Below are 21318 nucleotides of genomic sequence, written 5' to 3'. Positions count from 1 at the left end.
TTTCAGCGCCGATGGTACTGCAGGGGGGACCCTGTGGGAGAGTAGGACGCCGCCGAACAATCTTTAGCCTCGACCCCGGAAACCGTATAGGTTTCCGGGGTCGAGGCATTTCTGCGTTCTAGGGTGATGCCATGCGCTACGAACTGGTCATCTTCGACAACGACGGCGTCCTCGTCGACAGCGAGCCGATCTCCAACACGATCCTCGCCGCGTACCTGACCGAGCTCGGCCACCCCACCACCTACCAGGACTCCATCCGGGACTACATGGGCGGGGCCATGCACCGCATCCACGACACCGTCCACGCCCGCACCGGCCGCACGCTTCCCGCCGACTTCGACACCACCTTCCACGCCCGCGTCTTCGCCGCCTTCGAGCGGGAGCTTGCACCCGTCGCCGGAGTGACGGACCTGCTCCGCGAACTCGTCGACGCGGAGGTGCGGTACTGCGTGGCCTCCTCCGGCAGCCACGAGCGGATACGGACCGGTCACCGCGCGACCGGGCTGGACCGTTGGTTCACGCCCGACGTGGTCTTCAGCGCGCAGGACGTCGGCCGCGGCAAGCCGGCCCCCGACCTCTTCCTGCACGCCGCCGAGCGGATGGGCGTGCCGCCGCAGCGCTGCGTCGTCATCGAGGACAGCCCCCTCGGCGTGGAGGCCGCACGGGCCGCGGGGATGGACGTGTACGGGTTCACCGCGATGACGGAACCGGCCCGACTGCCCGGCGCCCAGGGATACTTCGACGACATGAGCCGGCTCCTCGCACTTCTGCGGTGACAGACCTGTCCCGGTACGGGGCGCGGACGTAGCCTGTGCGGCCATGACGGATCCGCGGCTGCGGCCGGCTCGACGCGCACTGGCGTTCGCGTTCCTCACACAGGGTGTCGCGTTCGCCCTCCTGGTCACCCGCATCCCCGCGGTCCAGCGTCGCTACGGCGTATCCGACGCGTTGCTGCCCGCGTTCCTTGCGGGAGTGCCGGTGCTAGCCGGTGCCGGAAGTCTCGCCGCCGGAGCCCTCGCCGCTCGCGTCCCCGCCGGGGTGCTGCTGCGCTGCGCACAGCCCGTGGTGCTGCTGGCGCTGATCGCGGTGGGAGCGGGACGGCAGACCTGGCAGCTGGCGTTCGCACTCGGTGCGTTCGGGCTGGCCGCAGGCGCGCTGGACGCGTCCATGAACATGCGGGGGGTGGGGCTGCAACGGGCCTGCGGGCGCAGCATCATGCTCGGTTTCCACGCCGCGTACAGCCTCGGTGGCATCGTCGGGGCGCTGCTGGCCTGGGGCGGCGCCCACCGGGGGCTGCCGCTCGGAGTGCTGTACGGGGCGGTGGCGGTCGTGCTGCTGCCCACGGCGTTCGCGGCCGGCCGGTGGTACGCGGAGAGGAGGGGGCCGGGGCCCGCCGTACCCCCGGGAGGGGCGGAGGCCGAGGCCGGTCCCGGGCGGGCCGCCGGTGGCGCCGGCCTGCGGGTGCTGCTGCCGCTGTGCCTCGTGATGGCGTGCGCGTACCTCGGCGACTCCACCGTCTCCCACTGGAGCGCCACGTACGTGCGGGACGTGCTGGGTGGTTCGGACGCCCTGGCGACCGTGCCGTACGGCGTGTACACGCTGATGACGCTGCTGGGGCGCGGCGTCGGGGACGCCGCTGTCGGCAGGTTCGGGCCGGTGGCGGTGGTCCGGGGCGGCACGGTGCTGGCGGGCTGCGGGTTCGCGGTGGTCGCCGCGGCTCCCGGGCCGTGGACGGGCCTGGCCGGGTTCGGTGTGCTGGGGCTCGGGCTCAGCGTGATCGTGCCGCAGGTGTTCGCGGCGGCCGGGCGGCTGGCCCCGGGGGCCGCGGCCGACGCGGCCGTGGCACGGCTCAACGTCTTCACGTACGTCGGGTTCCTGGCGGGGGCGCCGCTCGTCGGTGCCCTCGGGGAGCTGTGGCACCTGCGAGGGGCGATGCTGGTGCCGCTCGTGCTGGTGCTGTCGGCGTTGCACCATGCCCCGTCCTTCGGCGGGAGGGGCGACCGATACGGTGGCGGGCATGAGCGGTCGCGCACTGTTGATGTGGGATGACGCAGTCACCGGGTACGACTTCGGGCCGAGCCACCCGATGGACCCGGTGCGGCTCGCGCTGACGAGGGGGTTGGTGCGGGCCTTCGAACTGGACCGTGCGGTCGACGTGGTCGCGGCCAAGCCGGCCGGTGACTCCACGCTGCGGCTGGTGCACCGCCAGGACTACGTGGACGCCGTGCGGGCGGCGTCCGCCGATCCGTCGCGGGCCGACGCGTCGTACGGGCTCGGGACCCTGGACGTCCCCGCCTTCGCCGGGATGCACGAGGTGTCCGCGCTGATCGCGGGACTGTCGGTGGGCGCCGCGGAGGCCGTGTGGCGCGGTGAGGCGCGCCGCGCCGTGAACTTCTCCGGCGGGCTCCACCACGCCATGCCGGGCGCGGCCGCCGGTTTCTGCGTCTACAACGACGCGTCGCTCGCCATCGCGCGGCTGCTGGAGCTGGGCGCCGAGCGGGTCGCGTACCTGGACGTGGACGTCCACCACGGGGACGGTGTGCAGGCCGCGTTCTGGGACGACCCACGGGTGCTGACCGTGTCGCTGCACGAGCACCCGCGGACGCTGTTCCCCGGCACCGGCTGGCCCGAGGAGACCGGCGGGGACGGCCCCGCCGAGGGCGGCGCGGTGAACCTGGCGCTGCCGGCGGGCACCGGGGACGCGGGCTGGCTGCGGGCCTTCCACGCGGTCGTGCCGGAGCTGCTGGCGGAGTTCCGGCCGCAGGTGCTGGTGACGCAGCACGGGGCGGACACCCACTTCGAGGACCCGCTGGCGCACCTGGCGGTGTCGCTCGACGCGCAGCGTGCCGTCCAACTGGCGTGCCGTGCCCTGGCCGAGGAGTACGTCGAGGGCGGGCGCTGGGTGGCGCTCGGCGGCGGCGGGTACGCGGTCGTGGACGTGGTGCCGCGGTCCTGGACGCACCTGGTGGGGATCGTGGCCGGGGCGGACGTGGCGCCCGCGGCGGACGTGCCGGAGGACTGGCGCAGCGAGGTGTACGCGCGGACCCGGCAGCCCGCCCCGTGGCGGATGACGGACGGGCGGTGGCCGGTGACGTGGCGTTCCTGGGAGGACGGCTACGACCCGGTGGACCGGCTCGACCAGGCGGTCCTGGCCACGCGTCGGGCGGTGTTCCCGCTGCGGGGTCTGCTCGCGTAGCCGTCTCCGGCGGGGCGGTCCGGTGCCGTGCGGGCTCGGGATTACGCCAACTGTGCGATTCCCCGGCGGAAGCGGCGTGTCGACCTTGGCGGGTGCGGCAGCATCGCGGGATGCGGAGTACGGGAGCGTCGGTTCCGGCGGCCGGGGAGGGCGCCGTGCCGCCGTCGGCCGGGGTCGTGCCGGGTGCGCGGCCGGTGAGTGGGGCCTCGGCGGGTGCGCCCGCCGTCGACGGGTCCGGGGCGGGCGGCGTGCGGGCCGGGTCGGCGGGCTCGGGCGGGGTGCGGCCGCCGCATGCGGCGGGGGTCCCGTCGGTCGGCCGGTCGGCCGGTGGACCGACGGCGGGGGCGCTGCGGCAGCACCTGGTGGCGGCGCGGCTGGCCGGGCCGGTGGCGACGCCCAGGGAGAAGAACCTGACGAGCTACCGGTTGTTCGCGGCGCGCGACCCGAGGTTCACGCTGGGGGTCGAGCCCGACCGGGCCTGGAGCGAGCGGGACGTGCTCCGGCTGATGGCGGGGCGGTGCGGGGTGTCCGGGGACCCGGAGCACCGGTCGGGTGGCGACGCGATCGACCCTGACCGGACGCTGCGGGCGCTCGACGCGTTCGCCGAGCGGCTCGGCTCAGTGGCGGCGCGGCGGGCCCCGGTGCTGTTCGGAACCGGCCATCCCCACCGGTTACTGGGCTTCTACGGCGTCCTGGCAGACGCGATGTCGGCGGCGGGATGCCCTGTCCTCACACCGGCGCAGGGGAGATGTGTCGACATAACGACCCGGTTTGGTCTACGCACGTACAACCTCGCCTACGTACGGGGAGTCGCGTTCATGCGGAAACCGCAGGTGGAAGGCGCCGGTTGTGAGCCGGGCGCGCACACCCATTCACCACTGCCCGTCAGAGTCGCCCTGGAGGTCGCCGCGGTGGCCGGCGGGCCCCTTCCGGAACTGGTGGTGGGGGACCACGGCTGGGTCTGCGGGGCAGGTCAGCTGGGCATTGAGGCCATCGGGCCGGCCGACACGGACGATCCCGCGGTGTTCGTCGCGGAAGCGGAGGGAAGGGTGTCGGTGGCCGTGCCGCTCGATGACGGCGTGCGCTCCGACGACTACCTGCCGCTGACTCGCTATGTACTCAATCGGGCGTGTCTGTCACAGTAGGCGGCGGATCGCTGCTCCTCTTCCCCACCCGTATCAACCGCCCCTAACCTGGGCAGTGAGCGCACAGCGACGAAGAGTCACCGGAGGGGAAGCCGGTGGCGTCATGTGCGGAAGGTACAGGTGGGTCATGGTTGCTGCTGGCGAGACGCCTCTCAACGAGGTCAAGTTCCTGACCGTGGCAGAAGTTGCCTCGGTGATGCGCGTGTCGAAGATGACCGTGTACCGGCTGGTGCACAGCGGTCATCTGCCGGCGATCCGGGTGGGGAGGTCCTTCCGGGTGCCGGAGAAGGCGGTTCACTCGTATCTCCGCGACTCCTTCGTGGGAGCGGAGAGCGTGTAGGACGACCGGAGCCCCGGGCGCAGTACCACCCTCGATTACGGACTCGGCCGCGGTGCGGGTAGGCTAGGCCGACGTAGGTCGTGTGGGCCCAGACGCCCCGCACCAAGATTCCCGCCAACGCGGGGATGATCCGAGAAGTGAGCGAGGGTAGTCGTGGGCTCTGTTATCAAGAAGCGGCGCAAGCGGATGGCGAAGAAGAAGCACCGCAAGCTTCTGAAGCGCACCCGCGTCCAGCGTCGCAACAAGAAGTAAGCGGCGGCTGTACATGCGCCATCCGCGGCCCTCCCACCCGAACCGGTGGGAGGGCCGCGGTGTTGTTCCGGCCACGCCGCTTCCCCGTCGCGGGGTGTGCCGTGGCCTCGCGCCACCGAGCCGCTACCGTGGCACCCGTCACACGTCGCACGGGAGGCGCTGAGCGTGGGGAAGGTCGTGCTCGTCACCGGGGTGGCCAGGCCGCTCGTCGGACGTTTCGTGCGGCGGGCCATGCGGGACCCGGGCGTGGACCGGGTGGTGGCGGTCGACGCGGTCGCGCCCGAGCATGCGTTGGGCGGCGCCCGGTTCGTGTGCGCGGACATCCGGCAGCCCGCCATCGCGCGGGTGCTGGCCGAGCACGCCGTGGACACGGTGGTCCACATGGACGTCGCTGCGCGCCCGCTCGGCGGCGGCGGCCGGGCCGCCGTGAAGGAGACCAACGTCATCGGCACCATGCAGCTGCTCGGCGGCTGCCAGAAGTGCCCCACGGTCCGCCGGGTCGTCGTCCGCTCCAGTACGAGCGTGTACGGCTCCGCGCCGCGCGACCCGGCCGTCTTCACCGAGACGACGCCGCCCAAGTCGCTGCCCGCAGGCGGCTTCGCGAAGGACGTCAGCGAGGTGGAGGGCTATGTCCGCGCCTTCGCGCGGCGCCGCCCCGATGTCGCCGTGTGCGTGCTGCGCTTCGCCAACATCCTCGGGCCGGAGGCGGATTCCCCGCTCGCCGAGTACTTCTCCCTGCCGGTCCTGCCGACGGTCCTCGGGCACGATCCGCGGCTGCAGTTCGTCCACGAGGACGATGTCCTGGACGTGCTGCGGATCGCCTCGTCGGAGCCGCGTCGGGGGACCCTGAACAGCGGCACCTTCAACGTGGCCGGTGACGGGGTGCTGACCCTGTCCCAGTGTGCCCGCCGGTTGGGGCGGCCCACGCTGCCGCTGCTGATGCCGGCCGTGACGTGGGCGGGGGCGGCGCTGCGCAGGGTCGGGATGAGCGACTTCTCGCCGGAGCAGATCAGGCTGCTGACGCACGGCCGGGTCGTCAGCACCGTGCAGATGAGGGAAACCCTCGGCTTCCGGCCCCGCCACACCACGGCGGAGACCCTCGCAGACTTCGCCCGGCACCGGGGGCCGGGGCTGCTCCCGCCGGAGTCCCTGGCGGCGGCGGTCGACGGACTGGCGGCCCGGCTGGGCGACGGGGTGGCGGCCGCGGTGGCCGAACGGACGGTACGCGCGCGGCAGCGCGGGACGGCAAGGAGTGCGGGCTGACGATGGCGGACGCCAAGGTGATTCCGTTCGACGACGACCGGGCCAGGGGCGGCGGCTCCTCCCGCCCTCCCCGTACCGGGGGAGGCGGCAGGGGCGCCGGCGGCCGCACCGGCGGCGGGCCGCGCCCACCGCAGGACGCGGCCGCACGGCGGCTCACGCCCCTGCCCGCGCAGGGCGGGGACGCAGCAGAGGGGCCGTCGGAGCAGGCCGGTGACGGCGGGAACGGGGTGGGCCCGGGGGCTGACGCGGGGCGCTGGGAGCAGCGCCTCGCCGGTGGTCTCGCCTTCCTGCGGCGACGGATCACGGGTGAGTACGAGGTCGACGAGTTCGGCTACGACGAGGAGCTCACCGACCAGGTCCTGATGTCGCTGCTGCGGCCGCTGTACGAGAAGTACTTCCGCGTGGAGGTGCGCGGTATCGAGAACATCCCGTCGGAGGGCGGTGCCCTGGTGGTCGCGAACCACTCGGGGACGCTGCCGTTGGACGGTCTGATGATGCAGGTCGCCGTGCACGACCGGCACCCCGCCGGACGCCACCTGCGGCTGCTCGCGGCGGACTTGGTGTTCGTGCTGCCCGTCGTCAGCGAGCTGGCCCGCAAGGCCGGCCACACCCTCGCGTGCACGGAGGACGCGGAGCGGCTGCTGCGGCGCGGAGAGGTCGTCGGGGTGATGCCGGAGGGCTTCAAGGGCATCGGGAAGCCGTTCAGCGAGCGGTACAAGCTCCAGCGGTTCGGCCGCGGCGGTTTCGTCTCGACGGCACTGCGCGCGGGCGTACCGATCGTGCCGTGCTCCATCGTGGGCGCCGAGGAGATATACCCGATGGTCGGGAACGCGAAGACCGTCGCACGGCTGCTGGGCTTCCCGTACTTCCCCCTCACGCCGACGTTCCCGTGGCTGGGGCCGCTCGGTGCGCTGCCGCTGCCGACGAAGTGGACGATCCAGTTCGGTGAGCCGATCCCGACGGACGGGTACGCGCCGGAGGCCGCGGAGGACCCGATGCTGATGTTCAACCTGACGGATCAGGTCCGTGAGGAGATCCAGCACACCCTGTACAAGCTGCTGGTGCGGCGCAGGTCGGTCTTCTTCTGAAGCACGTCCCGTGCCGGGGCCGCAGGTGCGTAGGGCCCCGCCCGGGAGTGGGCGGGGCCGTGGTGCTGTTCGCGGACCGGACGGGTGCTCCGGCTGGTCGGCGGCACGTCCTGTGGGAGGACGACCGTGGGTGCCGCTCCCGGAGCGGCACCCACGGCTGCGGGGGTCAGCCCGCGTCCTCCTCGTCGATGCTCAGGCCCGGCAGGAGGCCGGGGAGGAGCGGTGGGAGGGTGACGTCCGGGGCCGGCGGCAGGGGAGCGGGTGCGCTTCCCTCGGGCGACGACGGCGTGGCCGTCGGCTCGTCCGGGTCCAGGAGGCCGCCGGTGCCGCCGCCGAGCAGTCCGCCGTCGTCCTGCTGGGCGGCGCCGCTCCTGCTGGGCTCGGCGGAGCCGCTCGGGCCGTCGCCGGTGCCGGAGGACCGTGACGCCGGGCTCGACGGTGCCGCGCCGGACGGGGCCGTGCCGCCGGGTGTGTCGGCGCCGGGGCTCGGGTGGGCGGCGCCGTCGCGGTTCTTCTCCTGGGTGCCTCCGGGCAGCTTCGACTGGAGCGGGCCGACCTCTTCGTCTATGGCGTTGAAGACGGAGGTCACCTGACGGCCCACGTCCTGGAGCTGCGGTGGCAGCTGGCCGCGCAGCCCGTCCCAGGTGCCGCGGTGGGCGCGGGCGAAGGAGTCGAGCTTCGCCATCGGGCCGATGCCGCCGTCGCGTTCGTACGCCCGGCGGAGCAGCCGGTGGGCCTCCGCCACGTCGTGGTGCATGCCGCTCAGGGTGCGGCGGATCTCGTTCAGGGACTCGTGGTCCAGATCGCCGAGGCGTCCGCGCTCCATCAGGCGGCGGGCCTCGCTGAGCCGGGTCGAGGCGTGGTCCAGGTGCACCTCGCCGCGGTCGGCGTCACTGTCCGCCATCCCCAGGCTGAGGTCCTCCATCCCGCGCTTCAGGCCGTACAGCGAGTCACCTGGGAGGGCGTCGGAACTGGCAGCGGCCACTCCGCTGAAGGCCCCCGCGGCGACTCCCACGGTGAGCCCGCCGGCGGCGAGCCCCTTCGACCAGCGGCTGCGGGGCCGCAACCTCCGGAGCGCGGTGGCCCGGTGGGAGCCCCGGGAGCCCGCCGTCCGCTGCTCCGGCACCGTAGGGTCCGCGGGCGCACCGCCCGTGGCCGTGCCTTCTTGGAGCATCGCTTCCATGGCGGCGACGAGCTGTGCTCGCTGCACCACTTTCACTTCCGGGTCCAACGCGGGCTTCGGCAACTCGCCGAGGCCGTTGGCCAGGGCCAACAACCGACCCTGCTCGGTGGGTTCGGCCGACGCCTCGGGCTGCTGGGCCGCCTGTTCTTCCAGGGCCTGGGCGAAGGCGTTCGCCCGCCGGTGCGCCGATACGTTCGCGATCACTGGCGGCACCTCCTCTCGTCATGACGGTCGACTCCCCTGGGGGTCCGGAAGGTTGCGTGCCGTGAACGCACCCACCCGATGGGATGAGTGGCTGCGGACATGGCGTGACCACAGGGAGCCTGCATCCCGCACAACGAGAGTCGCGGCACTTGGGTTACGCACGAAAGATGATCGGACCAGCGCGTCATGGGGGCGTTACCGAAAGTGAGTTGTCGGCGTGACCGACAAGAAAGGGTCAGAAGAGATCACCGGCGGGGCCGGACGGGGTGCGGGGGTGAGGATCGGTGCCGGATACAGGGGTGCGGACGGGGAGGCGCACCCGGTACGGGCGGGCAGGGCCTCGGCCCCGGTCAGCGTGCGTCCTCGGGGAGGAGCCGGGCGAGCGTCCGGACGGCCCGGTACTGGAGGGTCTTGATCGCACCCTCGTTCTTGCCCATCACGCGGGCGGTCTCCGCGACCGACAGTCCCTGCAGGAAGCGCAGCGTGACGCACTCCTGCTGCTGCGGGTTCAGCTTGCGCACGGCCTCCAGCAGGGCGGCGTTCGAGAGGGACTCCAGGACGGAGTCCTCGGGGCTCCGTTCCACCTCGTTGGCGTCGAGCATCTCGCCGGTGGTCACTTCCAGCCGGAAACGGCTCGACTTGAAGTGGTCGGCGACCAGGTTGCGCGCGATCGTGACCAGCCAAGCCCCGAAGTCGCGCCCCTGCCAGGTGAAGGTCGAGATGCGGCGCAGGGCCCTCAGGAACGTCTCGCTGGTGAGGTCCTCGGCGGTCGCCTTGCCGCCGACGCGGTAGTAGATGTAGCGGTAGACGGTGTCGCTGTACTGGTCGTACAGCCGGCCGAAGGCCTCGGCCTCACCGGCCTGGGCCCGCTCGACGAGCTCCATCATGCGGGCGCTGTCACTGTCGGCCGTGGGACGGCGGGCGGTGGCCGAGGTCCCCGCGCCCCCCCGGCCGGTCCGTCTGCCGACGGCTGCGGCACCGCCGTCGGCCAGGGCGTAGCAGGGTCCGGCCGGTGCTGGTGCCGGTACGGCGAAGGCGGGGACGGCGTACGCGGTGGGGACGAAGCCGCGCAGGTGGTCGAGGACCGTTGCGCGGAGCGTAGCCAGGCCCGAGGCGTCAACCCCGACGTGTGGGTACACGGGACTCCCAGAGGCAGAGCTTCCATCACGTGCAGTGCGGGACCGTTCACTCGTCGTGTCATTCGACGTCACTCGGACGTGACGACGCGTGGAGGGTTCCGTATGCGTCTGAGGAGAATAACGCTTAGTGCAGGGAGTGCTACGCCGAGTTGCTCAAATCATCGATTCAGTCGCTTCTCTTACGTCTAAGTGACTGATCAAGTAGCACTTAGTGACCGTTTGTTGATCAGATGACTTCGGTATATGCCTGCCCGCGCGCTGTGTTGTGGTCGAGTGCGCCCCGCGGGACTGGCGGCGGGCGGGTGCGGGTAAGACCCGTGATTGGCCTCGCGCCCTCCGATGCGCCCCCACCGGACGGATGGTCGCGCCGCAGGCGCGAAGAGGGGTGCGCAAAGTGGGAGCGGAGGCAGCGGCGTGCGCCCGGGAGCGCGAGCGGCGTACGGCGTTGCGGGTGTGGCGCAGTGCCCCGGCGTGCGCCGTGAGCCGGCCCGTCTGAGCGGCACGCGCTCGGTGACCCGGGAGCGAGCGGCCGGGAGCCGGGGCGGCCCGCGCACGCAGCGCGGCGCGGACGGATGGTGCGGCCGACCGTACGGGGCTCTGGCGGATGCGGCCGTCGGCGTCCGGTCGTAGGACGGCCTCCGATCGCGGGACGGGCGGGCACCAAGGGCGGCGGCCCGGTCGGGCCCGGGTGTGGCTCGGCGGGCGACGTGGCGGACCAGGGGGCTCGGCCGGGTGGCGGTGCGGGGCGAGGCGGCGGATGCGTGCCGGTGGTGTCGTCGGACCCGCGGGCTCTCGGCGGGTGTGCTCGCGGCGGGGCCCGGTGGCGCGGCGAGCACAGGGGAGCGTGCCTGGGAGTGGCGGTGCGGTCGGGCCAGGACGTGTGGGGCTCGGCGGGCGACGTGGCGGACCAGGGGGCTCGGCCGGGTGGCGGTGCGGGGCCGCTGCACGGCCCGTGAAGGCGGAGGCGGTGCGGGATCGCTCCGGCTGTGGAGGGAGCGACGGTGGTGCGGGGGCGGTGGAGGTGCGGAGAGAAGGGGTGCGGAGGCGGTGCGTGAGGTGAGGAGGAGAGGGGTACCGGGGCGGGTCGGCAGAGACGCGGAGGGGGGGCAGGCCGGTGGTCCGGCCCGTGCAGGGCGCCGGGTCAGCGGCGGGTGCGGCGGTGGAGGGCGACGGCGGCCGCCGTGCCGCCGGCCAGGGCGCCCACGCCCGCTGCGGCCGGGATGCCGACCTTCGCGGCCTTGCGGCCGGTGCGGTAGTCGCGCAGCCGCCAGTCGTGCAGCCTCGCGTGCTTGCGGAGCTTGGCGTCGGGGTTGATCGCGTACGGGTGGCCGACCAGCGACAGCATCGGGATGTCGTTGTGCGAGTCGCTGTACGCCGCGCACCGTGCGAGCTCCAGGCCCTCCGCCGCCGCCAGGGCCCGTACCGCCTCCGCCTTCGCGGGGCCGTGCAGGGGCTCGCCCACCAGCCGCCCCGTGTACACGCCGTCCACCGACTCGGCGACGGTGCCCAGGGCGCCGGTCAGCCCCAGGCGGCGGGCGATGATCGTGGCGGTCTCCACCGGTGCGGCCGTCACCAGCCACACCTTCTGCCCGGCGTCCAGGTGGGCCTGGGCGAGTGCACGCGTACCGGGCCAGATCCGCTCGGCCATGTACTCGTCGTAGATCTCCTCGCCGATGGTCATCAGCTCCGAGACGCGGTGGCCCTTCACGATGGACAGGGCGCTCTCCCGGGCGTCCTGCATGTGCTCGGGGTCCTCGACGCCGCCGACCCGGAACCAGGTCTGCTGCCAGGCGAACCGGGCCAGCTCCCGCCGCTGGAAGAACTTCCGTTTGTACAGGCCCCGGCCGAAGTGGAAGATCGCGGCGCCCTGCATGACCGTGTTGTCCAGGTCGAAGAACGCGGCCGCGCGGACGTCGCCCGGTACCGGGAACTCCGCCTCCGGTTCCTTGCCCAGGGTGCCGGCGTCGGCCGCGCGCACCCCGGCCTCCGCCTCCGCCAGTGCCTCCAGCTGCTGAGACGTCTTGCGCGCCGCCTCAGCCGCGGCCTCGCCTGCCAGGACGCTGCGCGCGGTGGCGGAGCGTCGTCTCGGTGTGAGCCATCGCGGTGCGGCCATGACGCGAGCATAGCCAGTGTGTTCGGTCCACCGCCGCCACGGCCGACAATGGGGCCATGTTCGGACGGACGAAGAAGAAGGCGGCGGACCGCGGGGCAGGTCCCAGGACGGTCACGCTCATCGGGAAGCCCGGGTGCCACCTGTGCGACGAGGCGCGCACGGTCGTCGAGCAGGTCTGCGCGGAGACCGGCGCCGTGTGGGAGGAGAAGGACATCACCCGCGACGAGGAACTGCACCGGGCCTACTGGGAGCAGATCCCCGTGGTCCTGGTGGACGGCGAGCAGCACACCTTCTGGAAGGTGGACCCGGCGCGCCTGCGCCGCGCGCTCGCGTCCTGAACCCGGAGCGAAGCGGGTGTCGGCACGGGGCCCCGGGGCGGTGGGCGGCGTACCCTCGACGACGGGCAGTCCGCCGGTGCCCGCGCGGCGCCTCGGCGCGGATGGCTGGTTCCGGGGGGTGCGGCGGGAGATTCCTGCCGGTAGGACCCCTTCGGATGACCAACGCACCGAGGCTCCCCTTGGTTTCGTGATGGCGTGATCTGTATGCGTGAGCCCGGTCACTTTGCTCGGACAAAGCGGACATCATCTTTGTGCACGCGTTCACAAAGACATAGCCTGCTGTCGACGGGGCGGTCTCGGGACGGGCCGCCCGCAGCCCCGCTCATCCCGCAGGAGCACCGTGGCAACTGGCCGAACTCACCGACCGGCGACCCGTAGCCGAGGCATCCCCGAGGCCACCGTCGCCCGGCTTCCGCTGTACCTGCGCGCGCTGACCGCACTGTCGGAGCGCTCCGTACCCACGGTCTCGTCCGAGGAGCTCGCCGCCGCGGCCGGAGTCAACTCGGCGAAGCTGCGGAAGGACTTCAGCTACCTCGGCTCGTACGGGACCCGCGGGGTCGGCTACGACGTCGAGTACCTCGTCTACCAGATCTCCCGCGAGCTCGGGCTGACCCAGGACTGGCCGATCGTCATGGTCGGCATCGGTAACCTCGGCGCCGCCCTGGCCAACTACGGCGGCTTCGCCTCCCGCGGCTTCCGCGTCGCCGCGCTGATCGACGCAGACGCGTCCCTCGTCGGCAAGCCGGTCGCGGGCATCCCCGTCCAGTACATCGACGACCTGGAGAAGATCGTCGAGGACAACGGTGTGTCCATCGGCGTGATCGCCACGCCCGCCGGTGCCGCCCAGCAGGTCTGCGACCGCCTCGTCGCCGCCGGGGTCACCTCGATCCTCAACTTCGCGCCGACCGTGCTGTCCGTCCCCGACGGCGTCGACGTGCGGAAGGTCGACCTCTCCATCGAACTCCAGATCCTCGCCTTCCACGAGCAGCGGAAGTCCGGCGAGGAGGGCGCCGACGCGGTCGACGCCGTCGCCGCCGCCGTCCCCGCAGCCGTGCGGGCGGCCGCCGACGGGACGCGTACCGCCGGCGGCCCCGGCGCGACCGGCGGACGCAAGGGACCGGACGGGGACATGCCCGCCGTGATGCCGGCATGAGCCTCCTCGTCGTCGGCCTCAGCCACCGCAGCGCGCCCGTCAGCGTGCTGGAGCGGGCCTCCCTCGACCCCGACACCCGGAACAAGCTGCTCCAGGACACCCTCGCCGCCGAGCCGGCCGCCGAGGCCGCCGTCCTGGCCACGTGCAACCGCATCGAGCTCTACGCCGACGTGGACAAGTTCCACGCCGGTGTCGCCGAGCTGTCCACGCTCCTCGCCCAGCACAGCGGCGTCGGCCTGGAGGAGCTCACCCCGTACCTGTACGTGCACTATGAGGACCGGGCCGTCCACCACCTCTTCTCGGTGGCCTGCGGCCTGGACTCGATGGTCGTCGGCGAGGGCCAGATCCTCGGGCAGATCAAGGACGCGCTCGCCCGCGCCCAGGAGCTGCACACCGCGGGGCGGCTGCTGAACGACCTCTTCCAGCAGTCCCTGCGGGTCGGCAAGCGGGCCCACAGCGAGACCGGCATCGACCGCGCCGGCCAGTCCCTCGTCACCTTCGGGCTGGAACAGCTCGCGACCGGCACCACCGTCGACGTGTGGGCCAAGGGCAAGCGGGCCCTGGTGATCGGCGCCGGCTCCATGTCGTCGCTGGCCGCCGCCACCCTCGCCCGGGCCGGCGTCGACGAGGTGGTCGTCGCCAACCGCACCTTCGAGCGGGCCGAGCGCCTGACCGGCATCCTCACCGAGCCGGGCAGCGGCCACGCGGGGCTCACCGCCCGGGCCGTCGGGATGAGCGCCGTCCCCGCCGAGCTGGCCGCCGCCGACATCGCCGTGTCCTGCACCGGCGCCACCGGCCTCGTCCTCACCGGGCAGGCCGTCGAAGCCGCCATGACCGGTCGGGCCACCCCGCTGGCGCTGCTCGACCTGGCCATGCCGCGGGACATCGACGCCGCCGTGCACCGCATGAACGGCGTACGGCTCGTCGACATCGAGTCCCTCGCCGAGGCGTCCGCCGACGCCCCCATGGCGCACGACGTCGACCGGGTGCGCCGCATCGTCTCCGACGAGGTCGCCGCGTTCGGCGCCGCGCAGCGCGCCGCCCGCATCACCCCGACCGTGGTCGCGCTGCGGACCATGGCCGCCGACGTCGTCGCCGGCGAGATGGCCCGCCTGGAGGGCCGCCTGCCCGGCCTCGACGACAAGCAGCGCGCCGAGATCACCCAGACCGTGCGCCGTGTCGTCGACAAACTGCTGCACGCGCCCACCGTGCGGGTCAAGCAGCTCGCCAGCGAGCCCGGCGGCGCCGGGTACGCCGACGCGCTGCGCACCCTGTTCGACCTCGACCCGGAGACGGTCGCCGCCGTCTCCCGGGCCGACCTGACCGACGCCGCCGTCAAGAACCTCAAGAACCGAGGGCACGTATGACCGAGAGGGCCCAGAGCACCAGCACCGAGCGGGCACTGCGGCTGGGGACCAGGCGCAGCAAGCTCGCCATGGCCCAGTCCGGGCACGTCGCGGAGGCCGTCCGGCGGCTGACCGGGCGCCCCGTGGAGCTGGTGGAGATCACCACGTACGGCGACACCTCCCGCGAGCACCTCGCGCAGATCGGCGGCACCGGCGTCTTCGTCACCGCCCTGCGCGAGGCCCTGCTCGCCGGGGAGGTGGACTTCGCGGTGCACTCCCTGAAGGACCTGCCCACCGCGCAGCCCGACGACCTCGTCCTCGCCGCGGTCCCGCTCCGCGAGGACCCGCGGGACGTGCTCGTCGCCCGCGACGGGCTCACCCTCGACCGGCTGCCCGACGGGGCACGCGTCGGCACCGGCTCGCCGCGCCGCATGGCGCAGCTCAACGCGTACGCGCGTGACCACGGGCTGCGCATCGAGACCGTGGCCATCCGGGGGAACGTCGACACCCGCATCGGGTACGTCCGCAGCGGGGAGCTCGACGCCGTCGTGCTGGCCGCCGCCGGGCTGAACCGCATCGGCCGGATCGACGAGGCGACCGACTTCCTGCCGGCCGACACCGTCCTGCCCGCTCCCGGGCAGGGTGCACTGGCGATCGAGTGCCCGGCGGCCGACGCCGCGCTCGCCGCCGCGCTCGCCCAGCTCGACCACGAGCACACGCGGGCCGCCGTGACCGCCGAGCGGTCCCTGCTCGCCGCCCTGGAGGCAGGCTGCTCCGCGCCCGTGGGCGCGCTGGCAGAGGTCCTCCCCGGCGGCGAGGATGTTCATGAGATGCGCCTGCGCGGCGTCGTCGGCACCACCGACGGCTCCACGCTGGTGCAGTTGTCCACCACCGGTCCCGTACCCACGCCGCACGACGGCGCGGTGGCCCTCGGTCGCGAACTCGCGGCCGAGATGCTCGCCAAGGGCGCGGCCGGTCTTATGGGGGAGCGAGCACTTTGAGCCCCACCACTGCATCCAAGGCCTACTCGGCGTTCTCCGCGTGCGGGCACGTCACCTTCCTCGGCGCCGGACCCGGTGATCCGGGGCTGCTGACTCTGCGCGCCGTGGAGGCGCTGGCCGGGGCGGACGTACTGATCGCCGAGCCCGAGGTGCTCGACGTCGTACGCGGCCATGCCCGGGCCGGTGTGAGCACGCCCGAGCTGACGGTTGTTGACGATGCGTCAATGACCGCCGGGGTCCCCGTGTTGAGGGATGCGGCCAATCTTGTCATGGAGGCCGCGCGCAGCGGCAAGCGGGTGGTGCGTGCGCTGAGCGGCGACCCGGGGCTCGACGGCAACGCGGGCGCCGAGATGCTCGCCTGCGCCGCCGAGGGCATCCCCTTCGAGGTCGTGCCCGGTGTGGCCGCCGCCGTCGGGGTGGCCGCCTACGCCGGTGTGCCGCTGCGGGACGCCGAGGGCGCGGACGTCCGCTTCCTCGACGCCCGCACCGCGAGCGAGCGCTGCTGGGCGGAGGTCGGCGCCTCCGACGGCACCGTCGTCGTGTCCACGACGCTGGACGCGGTGGCCGCCGCCGCCGGCGAGCTGGTCGCGGCGGGCCGCAAGCCCGACACCCCGATGACGGTCACCATCGCCGGGACGACGACCCGGCAGCGGACCTGGACGGCCACGCTCGGCTCCGTCGCGCAGGTGCTCAAGCAGGCGAAGGTGCTGCCCTCGCCCGAGGGCCACCAGCCCGTCATAGCCGTCGTGGGCGAGCGCAGCGCCGCCGCCCAGCGGGACCGGCTCGCCTGGTTCGAGTCCAAGCCGCTCTTCGGCTGGAAGGTCCTGGTGCCCCGCACCAAGGAGCAGGCGGCCTCGCTGTCCGACCAGCTCCGCTCGTACGGCGCCGTGCCGCACGAGGTGCCCACCATCGCCGTGGAGCCGCCGCGCACCCCGCAGCAGATGGAGCGCGCGGTCAAGGGCCTGGTCACGGGCCGCTACGAGTGGATCGCCTTCACGTCGGTGAACGCCGTCAAGGCGGTGCGCGAGAAGTTCGAGGAGTACGGGCTCGACGCCCGCGCCTTCGCCGGGATCAAGGTCGCGGCGGTGGGCGAGCAGACCGCGAAGGCGCTCGTGGACTTCGGTGTGAAGCCGGACCTCGTGCCGAGCGGCGAGCAGTCCGCGGCCGGGCTGCTGGAGGACTGGCCGCCGTACGACCCGGTGTTCGACCCGATCGACCGCGTCTTCCTGCCGCGTGCCGACATCGCGACGGAGACCCTCGTGGCCGGGCTGATCGAGCTGGGCTGGGAGGTCGACGACGTCACCGCCTACCGGACCGTGCGCGCCTCGCCGCCGCCGGCCGAGACCCGCGAGGCGATCAAGGGCGGTGGGTTCGACGCGGTGCTGTTCACGTCGTCGTCGACGGTGCGGAACCTGGTCGGCATCGCCGGCAAGCCGCACAACGTGACCGTGATCGCCTGCATCGGCCCGGCCACCGCCAAGACGGCCGAGGAGCACGGCCTGCGCGTCGACGTCCTGTCCCCGGAACCGTCGGTGACGAAGCTGGCGGAGGCGCTGGCGGAGTTCGGCGCGCGGCGCCGCGAGGCGGCCCTGGAGGCCGGCGACCCGGTGACCCGCCCGTCGGAGCGCCGGCCGGGCGCCCGGCGGCGACGGACGACGACGTAACGGTTCGCCGTATGCGGCCCGCACCCGCGTTGCCGGGTGCGGGCCGTGCGCGTTCCCGCGGCCGGCGCCCGGTCGAGGGGGAGGACGGAAGATCCGCCTCTGATGCCCGTGTCTGAGGGCGTCCGTCAGACCGGGCGGTGACCACCGGCACCGCAGAGCTCCGGCATCGGCCACGGCCCCGCCCGGCATGGCGCCGAGCGGGCCGCGCCCGGCGCTTCCGCTGGGCCGGGCGTAGGACGGCGGGTCGGCTGCCCCCGCTCAGAAGCGCTCGATCTCCTGGCCGGCCGGGATCTCGTAGCAGCCGGACACGAGCATCAGACTGAGCTTGGGGGGATCGTTCTTGGCGCGTTGGGACACGTTGACGCTGGCCTTCTTCGCGTCGTTGTCGGCCGTCAGCGACAGGTTCCTGTTCCGGCTGGTGTCCGGACCGTACTCGGAGATCTTCCATCCGCTTCTGGGCAGCTCCGTCCTGAGCCGCTCCATCGCCTCGTCCAGCCGGCCCGGTGTGGCAGGGTAGAAGCTCCACGAATGGAAGACGCGGAAGTACCTCTCCCGGTCCTTGCCCGCACAGTCCATGATCCCGGGGTTCGAGCCGGACGTCTTTCCCTCGACGCCGAGGAGACCGTGGATCTCGCCGGACAGCTTCTTCATCTGGTCAGCCGCGTCCCGGGACGTGCTGGTTCCCGCGGAGGGGACGGTGTTCTCGGTGTTCTCGGTTTCGTTCATGCCGCATCCAGTGAGGGGGGTCAGGGCGATGGAGACGAGGAGCGCCGACGCGCCCAGTTTGACCTTCAAGCCGAGGTGCCTCGCTTAGTCGGTTCGGAGCACGGGGTGGCCGGGCCGCCGGGGCCGCACCCCGGGCGGTGCTACTTCAGCTTCACGTCGTCGTACTTCCCTGCCACCACCAGGCCCTGGTTCCGCAGGCTCTGCGTGCCCTCGTCCCAGTACCCGCTGTGGCCTTCGGTGTCCGTGGCCATCTGCCGGGCGCCGAACCATTCATCGCTGGGAATCACCCAGTAGCTGCCCCACGTATGACCGCCGTGTCCCCAGCGGCCGATGTCGGGGACGACGTCCCCGTCCGCCTCCTGGTTCCAGACGTGCCCCCGGGGCACGTCCAGGTCCTCGGCCCTGGCCACCGTCACCCCGGGGCTGCCCGCGGTGACCACGTCGTCCGCGTTGAGCGTGCCGTGGTCGGCCGCGGAACCCACGAGGGTCGTGCCGTAGGAGTGGCCGATCACGGTCCGGTGGGCTTCCGGGCCTCCGGTGTGCGACTCCTCCAGGCCGTCGAGGAACCGGTTGAAGGCGGGTGCGCCGTCATCCGCGTAGTGCCGGAAAGGAGCGTCCTTGTAGATGTCCTGCGGGGCGTCGTACCCGAGCCAGGTGATCGTGGACACGCTCTTGCCGTCGGCTTCGCTGTCGGCCACACGCCATGTGCTGACCATCCGGTCGACATTGCCCTCGATGTTGCTCAGGTTCGACGTCGTTCCCGGTACGTACACCGCCTGGTGGTGGGCAGTGTCCGGGTTTCCGTTGGCGATGACCGCCCGGCCGTTGCCCTCCGTGCTGAACCCCAGGAGATACGCCTCGGGCAGGCCCCCCGGGCCCGTCTCCGTCCGGTCGAAGCGCTTCTGGATGCTGTCCATGCCCTTGAGGGACCTGGTGAGGTGCTCGTACCGCTCGCCGTACTGCCTGTGCCAGTCCATCCACTCGTCGGTGTGCACCTTGGACGGGAACCTGCCCGCGGTGATCCAGGTCCACTCGTTGGCGGGTGGTCTCGGGACCGACGCCAGCTCCAGCCGGTACTGCGCGTACTTCTGGTCGAAGACGATGCGGTTGGCCTCGTCGCGGACGGCGGCGGGCAGCCCGTCGAGCCTCCCCACCGCAGCCGGGTCCAGCGAGACCCACGCCGTCCGCTGTTCAGGGCCGAGTCCGTTCCACCACGACGCGTTGTCCCGGGGACTGCCGTCCTTCGGAGGCTGCGGGAGGGAGTCGAGATACCCCTTGCCCGCGTCGCGGACCCCTCCCGCGTCGGACTGCGTGTCCGTCCAGTCGCGGTCGGAGACGGTCAGGTCGTCGTCAGCTTTGAGCGCGCGGAGCTTCGGGGCCCATGTCGCGTCCGCGTTGGTGGCCTCCCGCACCGCGTCGGCGATCCGGTGGGCGAACTCCAGGGCCCTGCCGTAGTTCGGGTTCGGGTGCGCGTTGGCCGCCTGGCGGTACAGGGCATCGGCCGTCGGAGAGGACGGGCCGCCCGTGCTCCTGACGGTGCCGCCTTCCGGAACCTTGCCGTCGACCTCTTGGCCGCCGGCAGGGAAGACGACCGAGCCGTCCGGGTTCACCGTGCAGCCGGCGGCCTGCGCATCCGCCGTCGCCGCGTCCAGCTTCCGCTTGGCCGCGGCCATGTCGTAAGCGAAGCCGCTCAGCGCGGTGCTCACCAGACCGCACTCGGTCTGCACGTAGTGGAAGTTCTTCGACAACTCCTTCAGCTCGTTCAGGGCTGCCGTCGCCGCCTCACCTTCGAGCTGCGCGCGCACGCCGGCAGAGATCCGGACGTCGATCGTGTCCTTGGCCTTGGCGGCCATCTCACCAGTGGCGCGGTAACCGTCGGCCGCGTCCTCGTACGCCGTGGGCTTGAACTTCTTGAGCGTCGCCACGTCCATGACCGTCGATCACCTGGCCTTCGCCTGGCCGCCGACGGCCTCGGTGTCCTGGTACTGCGCCTTGAGCTTCGCGAACTCCTCCTCAAGCGCCCGGTCGGTCATCGCCAGATCGTGCCCGGCCCGCTCCAGCAGCCCGCCCAGCGTGCCGCAGCGGCCGCTCAACCTGTCGACGTACGCCTTCCAGGAGGCGTACAACTCCTTCTGCGCCGCCGCCGACCGGCACCCGGAAGCGTCCCCGACCCCCGACTGCCCGTCCTCCAGCTTCTTCAGGCCCTGGCTGATGTCGGACTTCAGGCCGTTGACACCCTCACCCGCCTGGCTCCAGGCCTTCTTCCGGGTCCTCAGCTCTCCGGAGGTGCCACCGCCCCCGGTACCGGGCGGGTCCGTCGCCGGCAACTGGTTGAGCTGCATGCGAGTTGCCTGGCGCTCGGCAGCTTCGGTCTTGAGCTGCTCCCACTCGTACCACGACATGGACGCCCCTCCAGCAGGTCTGTCCCGTATCCCAGCAGCGCTTCCGGCGTCACGTTAACGGCTTGTCGGGGAGGGACTCCTGAGTATCCGTACCTATGGAGGCGGTAGTGGGGCCCGGAGGCGTGGGCGGGCGTTCCCGGGACGCGGGCGGGGGCCCCGGTGAGCGGCTCGCGGGCCGGGGCGCGGGGCGGTCGCGTGCCGCGCGGTGCCGTAGGGCGGCGCGGTGCGGGCCGCGCTCGTCGGCGGAGTCGATGACGTCGTACGGCTCGAAGCCGACGCCCTCGTCGCAGCCGCAGCCCATGCGGGAGGCGCTGGCAGGGGCGCGCGGGACGCGGGGGCGTGACCGGACGTCCGCGTCACCCGCGCAGGCCAGCCGCCCGCATCGGCAGCCGCCTCACCGGCCGGTGCTCTTGCCGCGGCCGGGGCGAATGCCTCTGGTCGTCCGGCGTGAGGTGGTGATCGCAGTCGGGGACCGCCGCCCCGTGTCCCCGGCCGCGGCAGGCCCCTGCGCTCCAGTACGCGGAACAGGCGGCGCCCGGGCCGTGCGCCTGGACGCGCACCGGGTCACGGCCCGGCAGCTCAAGCCGGCCGGTGCCCGGTGGAAGCGGTCCCCGGCTGTCGTCGCGGCGGCACTGCGCACGATCCGTCCCTCGGGACGCCGGTGCGGTCACGCACCGGACGCGCCTCCCCAGGGGTGCGGCCCGCCGGGCTGGTGGTGCCGGCCGGGGGCGCCGACTGGGCGTCGGCAAAGGCACCGGCGGGGCG

At 72.9% G+C, this 21318-nt stretch carries 19 protein-coding genes; 13 read left to right on the top strand and 6 right to left on the bottom strand.

Going from position 1 to position 21318, the window contains the following annotated elements; all coding sequences use genetic code 11:
* Positions 1 to 131: 131 nt before the first annotated feature.
* The 8 genes from BJP40_RS20660 to BJP40_RS20630 all read left to right on the top strand — a co-directional run bounded on the left by BJP40_RS20660 (position 132) and on the right by BJP40_RS20630 (position 7284).
* The gene (locus BJP40_RS20660) at positions 132 to 776 is read left to right on the top strand and encodes an HAD family phosphatase (protein WP_071281642.1); all 645 of its coding nucleotides are present in this window, start codon (positions 132 to 134) and stop codon (positions 774 to 776) included.
* A gap of 43 nt (positions 777 to 819) precedes the next feature.
* Positions 820 to 2049, top strand: a complete 1230-nt coding sequence (locus BJP40_RS20655; RefSeq protein ID WP_071281641.1) for an MFS transporter — start codon at positions 820 to 822, stop codon at positions 2047 to 2049.
* The gene (locus BJP40_RS20650; RefSeq protein ID WP_071281647.1) at positions 2018 to 3196 is read left to right on the top strand and encodes an acetoin utilization protein AcuC; all 1179 of its coding nucleotides are present in this window, start codon (positions 2018 to 2020) and stop codon (positions 3194 to 3196) included. The genes BJP40_RS20655 and BJP40_RS20650 overlap by 32 nt, the downstream gene beginning before the upstream one ends.
* Before the next feature lie 278 nt (positions 3197 to 3474).
* Positions 3475 to 4341: a phosphatase gene (locus BJP40_RS20645; protein WP_371258670.1), complete on the top strand. Its 867-nt coding sequence runs from the start codon at positions 3475 to 3477 to the stop codon at positions 4339 to 4341.
* 127 nt (positions 4342 to 4468) lie between these two features.
* Positions 4469 to 4681: a helix-turn-helix domain-containing protein gene (locus tag BJP40_RS20640; RefSeq protein ID WP_071281640.1), complete on the top strand. Its 213-nt coding sequence runs from the start codon at positions 4469 to 4471 to the stop codon at positions 4679 to 4681.
* A 153-nt stretch (positions 4682 to 4834) separates the two neighbouring features.
* Positions 4835 to 4933 (top strand): 30S ribosomal protein bS22, encoded by a 99-nt coding sequence (locus BJP40_RS32025; protein ID WP_003948845.1) that lies wholly within the window; start codon positions 4835 to 4837, stop codon positions 4931 to 4933.
* Between the two features lie 165 nt (positions 4934 to 5098).
* Positions 5099 to 6196 carry an NAD-dependent epimerase/dehydratase family protein gene (locus BJP40_RS20635; protein ID WP_071269106.1) on the top strand — a complete coding sequence of 366 codons (1098 nt, stop codon included), beginning with the start codon at positions 5099 to 5101 and terminating at the stop codon, positions 6194 to 6196.
* Positions 6197 to 6198: 2 nt separating this feature from the next.
* Positions 6199 to 7284, top strand: coding sequence for a lysophospholipid acyltransferase family protein (locus BJP40_RS20630; RefSeq protein WP_071281639.1), 1086 nt, complete (start codon positions 6199 to 6201; stop codon positions 7282 to 7284).
* 166 nt (positions 7285 to 7450) lie between these two features.
* Here the strand turns inward: BJP40_RS20630 and BJP40_RS20625 are convergent, their stop codons facing one another.
* From BJP40_RS20625 to BJP40_RS20615, 3 genes are all read right to left on the bottom strand, one after another.
* Positions 7451 to 8671, bottom strand: coding sequence for a DUF5667 domain-containing protein (locus BJP40_RS20625; protein WP_071281638.1), 1221 nt, complete (start codon positions 8669 to 8671; stop codon positions 7451 to 7453).
* Positions 8672 to 9021: 350 nt separating this feature from the next.
* Positions 9022 to 9810, bottom strand: coding sequence for an ECF subfamily RNA polymerase sigma factor, BldN family (locus tag BJP40_RS20620; RefSeq protein ID WP_071270510.1), 789 nt, complete (start codon positions 9808 to 9810; stop codon positions 9022 to 9024).
* Positions 9811 to 10951: 1141 nt separating this feature from the next.
* Positions 10952 to 11923 carry an HAD family phosphatase gene (locus BJP40_RS20615; protein ID WP_071281637.1) on the bottom strand — a complete coding sequence of 324 codons (972 nt, stop codon included), beginning with the start codon at positions 11921 to 11923 and terminating at the stop codon, positions 10952 to 10954.
* Between the two features lie 56 nt (positions 11924 to 11979).
* On the opposite strand from BJP40_RS20615, the gene BJP40_RS20610 reads away from it, so the two are divergent.
* The 5 genes from BJP40_RS20610 (at position 11980) to BJP40_RS20590 (ending at position 17425) form a co-directional block, all read left to right on the top strand.
* Positions 11980 to 12261: a glutaredoxin family protein gene (locus BJP40_RS20610; RefSeq protein WP_071265397.1), complete on the top strand. Its 282-nt coding sequence runs from the start codon at positions 11980 to 11982 to the stop codon at positions 12259 to 12261.
* Positions 12262 to 12601: 340 nt separating this feature from the next.
* Entirely contained in the window at positions 12602 to 13414 is an 813-nt protein-coding gene (locus BJP40_RS20605; protein ID WP_071281636.1) for a redox-sensing transcriptional repressor Rex, read from the top strand.
* Positions 13411 to 14781, top strand: coding sequence for a glutamyl-tRNA reductase (locus BJP40_RS20600; RefSeq protein WP_071265401.1), 1371 nt, complete (start codon positions 13411 to 13413; stop codon positions 14779 to 14781). The genes BJP40_RS20605 and BJP40_RS20600 overlap by 4 nt, the downstream gene beginning before the upstream one ends.
* Complete coding sequence (gene hemC / locus BJP40_RS20595) at positions 14778 to 15761, top strand: hydroxymethylbilane synthase (RefSeq protein ID WP_071281635.1); 984 nt, start codon at positions 14778 to 14780, stop codon at positions 15759 to 15761. Before BJP40_RS20600 ends, hemC begins: the two co-directional genes overlap by 4 nt.
* Complete coding sequence (locus BJP40_RS20590) at positions 15758 to 17425, top strand: uroporphyrinogen-III synthase (RefSeq protein ID WP_071281634.1); 1668 nt, start codon at positions 15758 to 15760, stop codon at positions 17423 to 17425. The genes hemC and BJP40_RS20590 overlap by 4 nt, the downstream gene beginning before the upstream one ends.
* 258 nt (positions 17426 to 17683) lie before the next feature.
* Here the strand turns inward: BJP40_RS20590 and BJP40_RS20585 are convergent, their stop codons facing one another.
* The 3 genes from BJP40_RS20585 to BJP40_RS20575 all read right to left on the bottom strand — a co-directional run bounded on the left by BJP40_RS20585 (position 17684) and on the right by BJP40_RS20575 (position 20553).
* A complete protein-coding gene (locus BJP40_RS20585) occupies positions 17684 to 18220 on the bottom strand; it encodes a hypothetical protein (RefSeq protein WP_071281633.1) in 537 nt (178 codons plus the stop codon).
* 71 nt (positions 18221 to 18291) lie between these two features.
* Positions 18292 to 20082 carry an alpha/beta hydrolase gene (locus BJP40_RS20580; RefSeq protein WP_071281632.1) on the bottom strand — a complete coding sequence of 597 codons (1791 nt, stop codon included), beginning with the start codon at positions 20080 to 20082 and terminating at the stop codon, positions 18292 to 18294.
* A gap of 9 nt (positions 20083 to 20091) precedes the next feature.
* Complete coding sequence (locus BJP40_RS20575) at positions 20092 to 20553, bottom strand: hypothetical protein (protein WP_071281631.1); 462 nt, start codon at positions 20551 to 20553, stop codon at positions 20092 to 20094.
* Between the last annotated feature and the right edge of the window lie 765 nt (positions 20554 to 21318).

The sequence above is a fragment of the Streptomyces sp. CC53 genome, from assembly GCF_001865245.1.
Classification (GTDB): domain Bacteria; phylum Actinomycetota; class Actinomycetes; order Streptomycetales; family Streptomycetaceae; genus Streptomyces.
The sequence above is the reverse complement of the archived record's forward strand: the minus strand, read 5'-3'. Positions and strand labels throughout refer to the sequence as shown.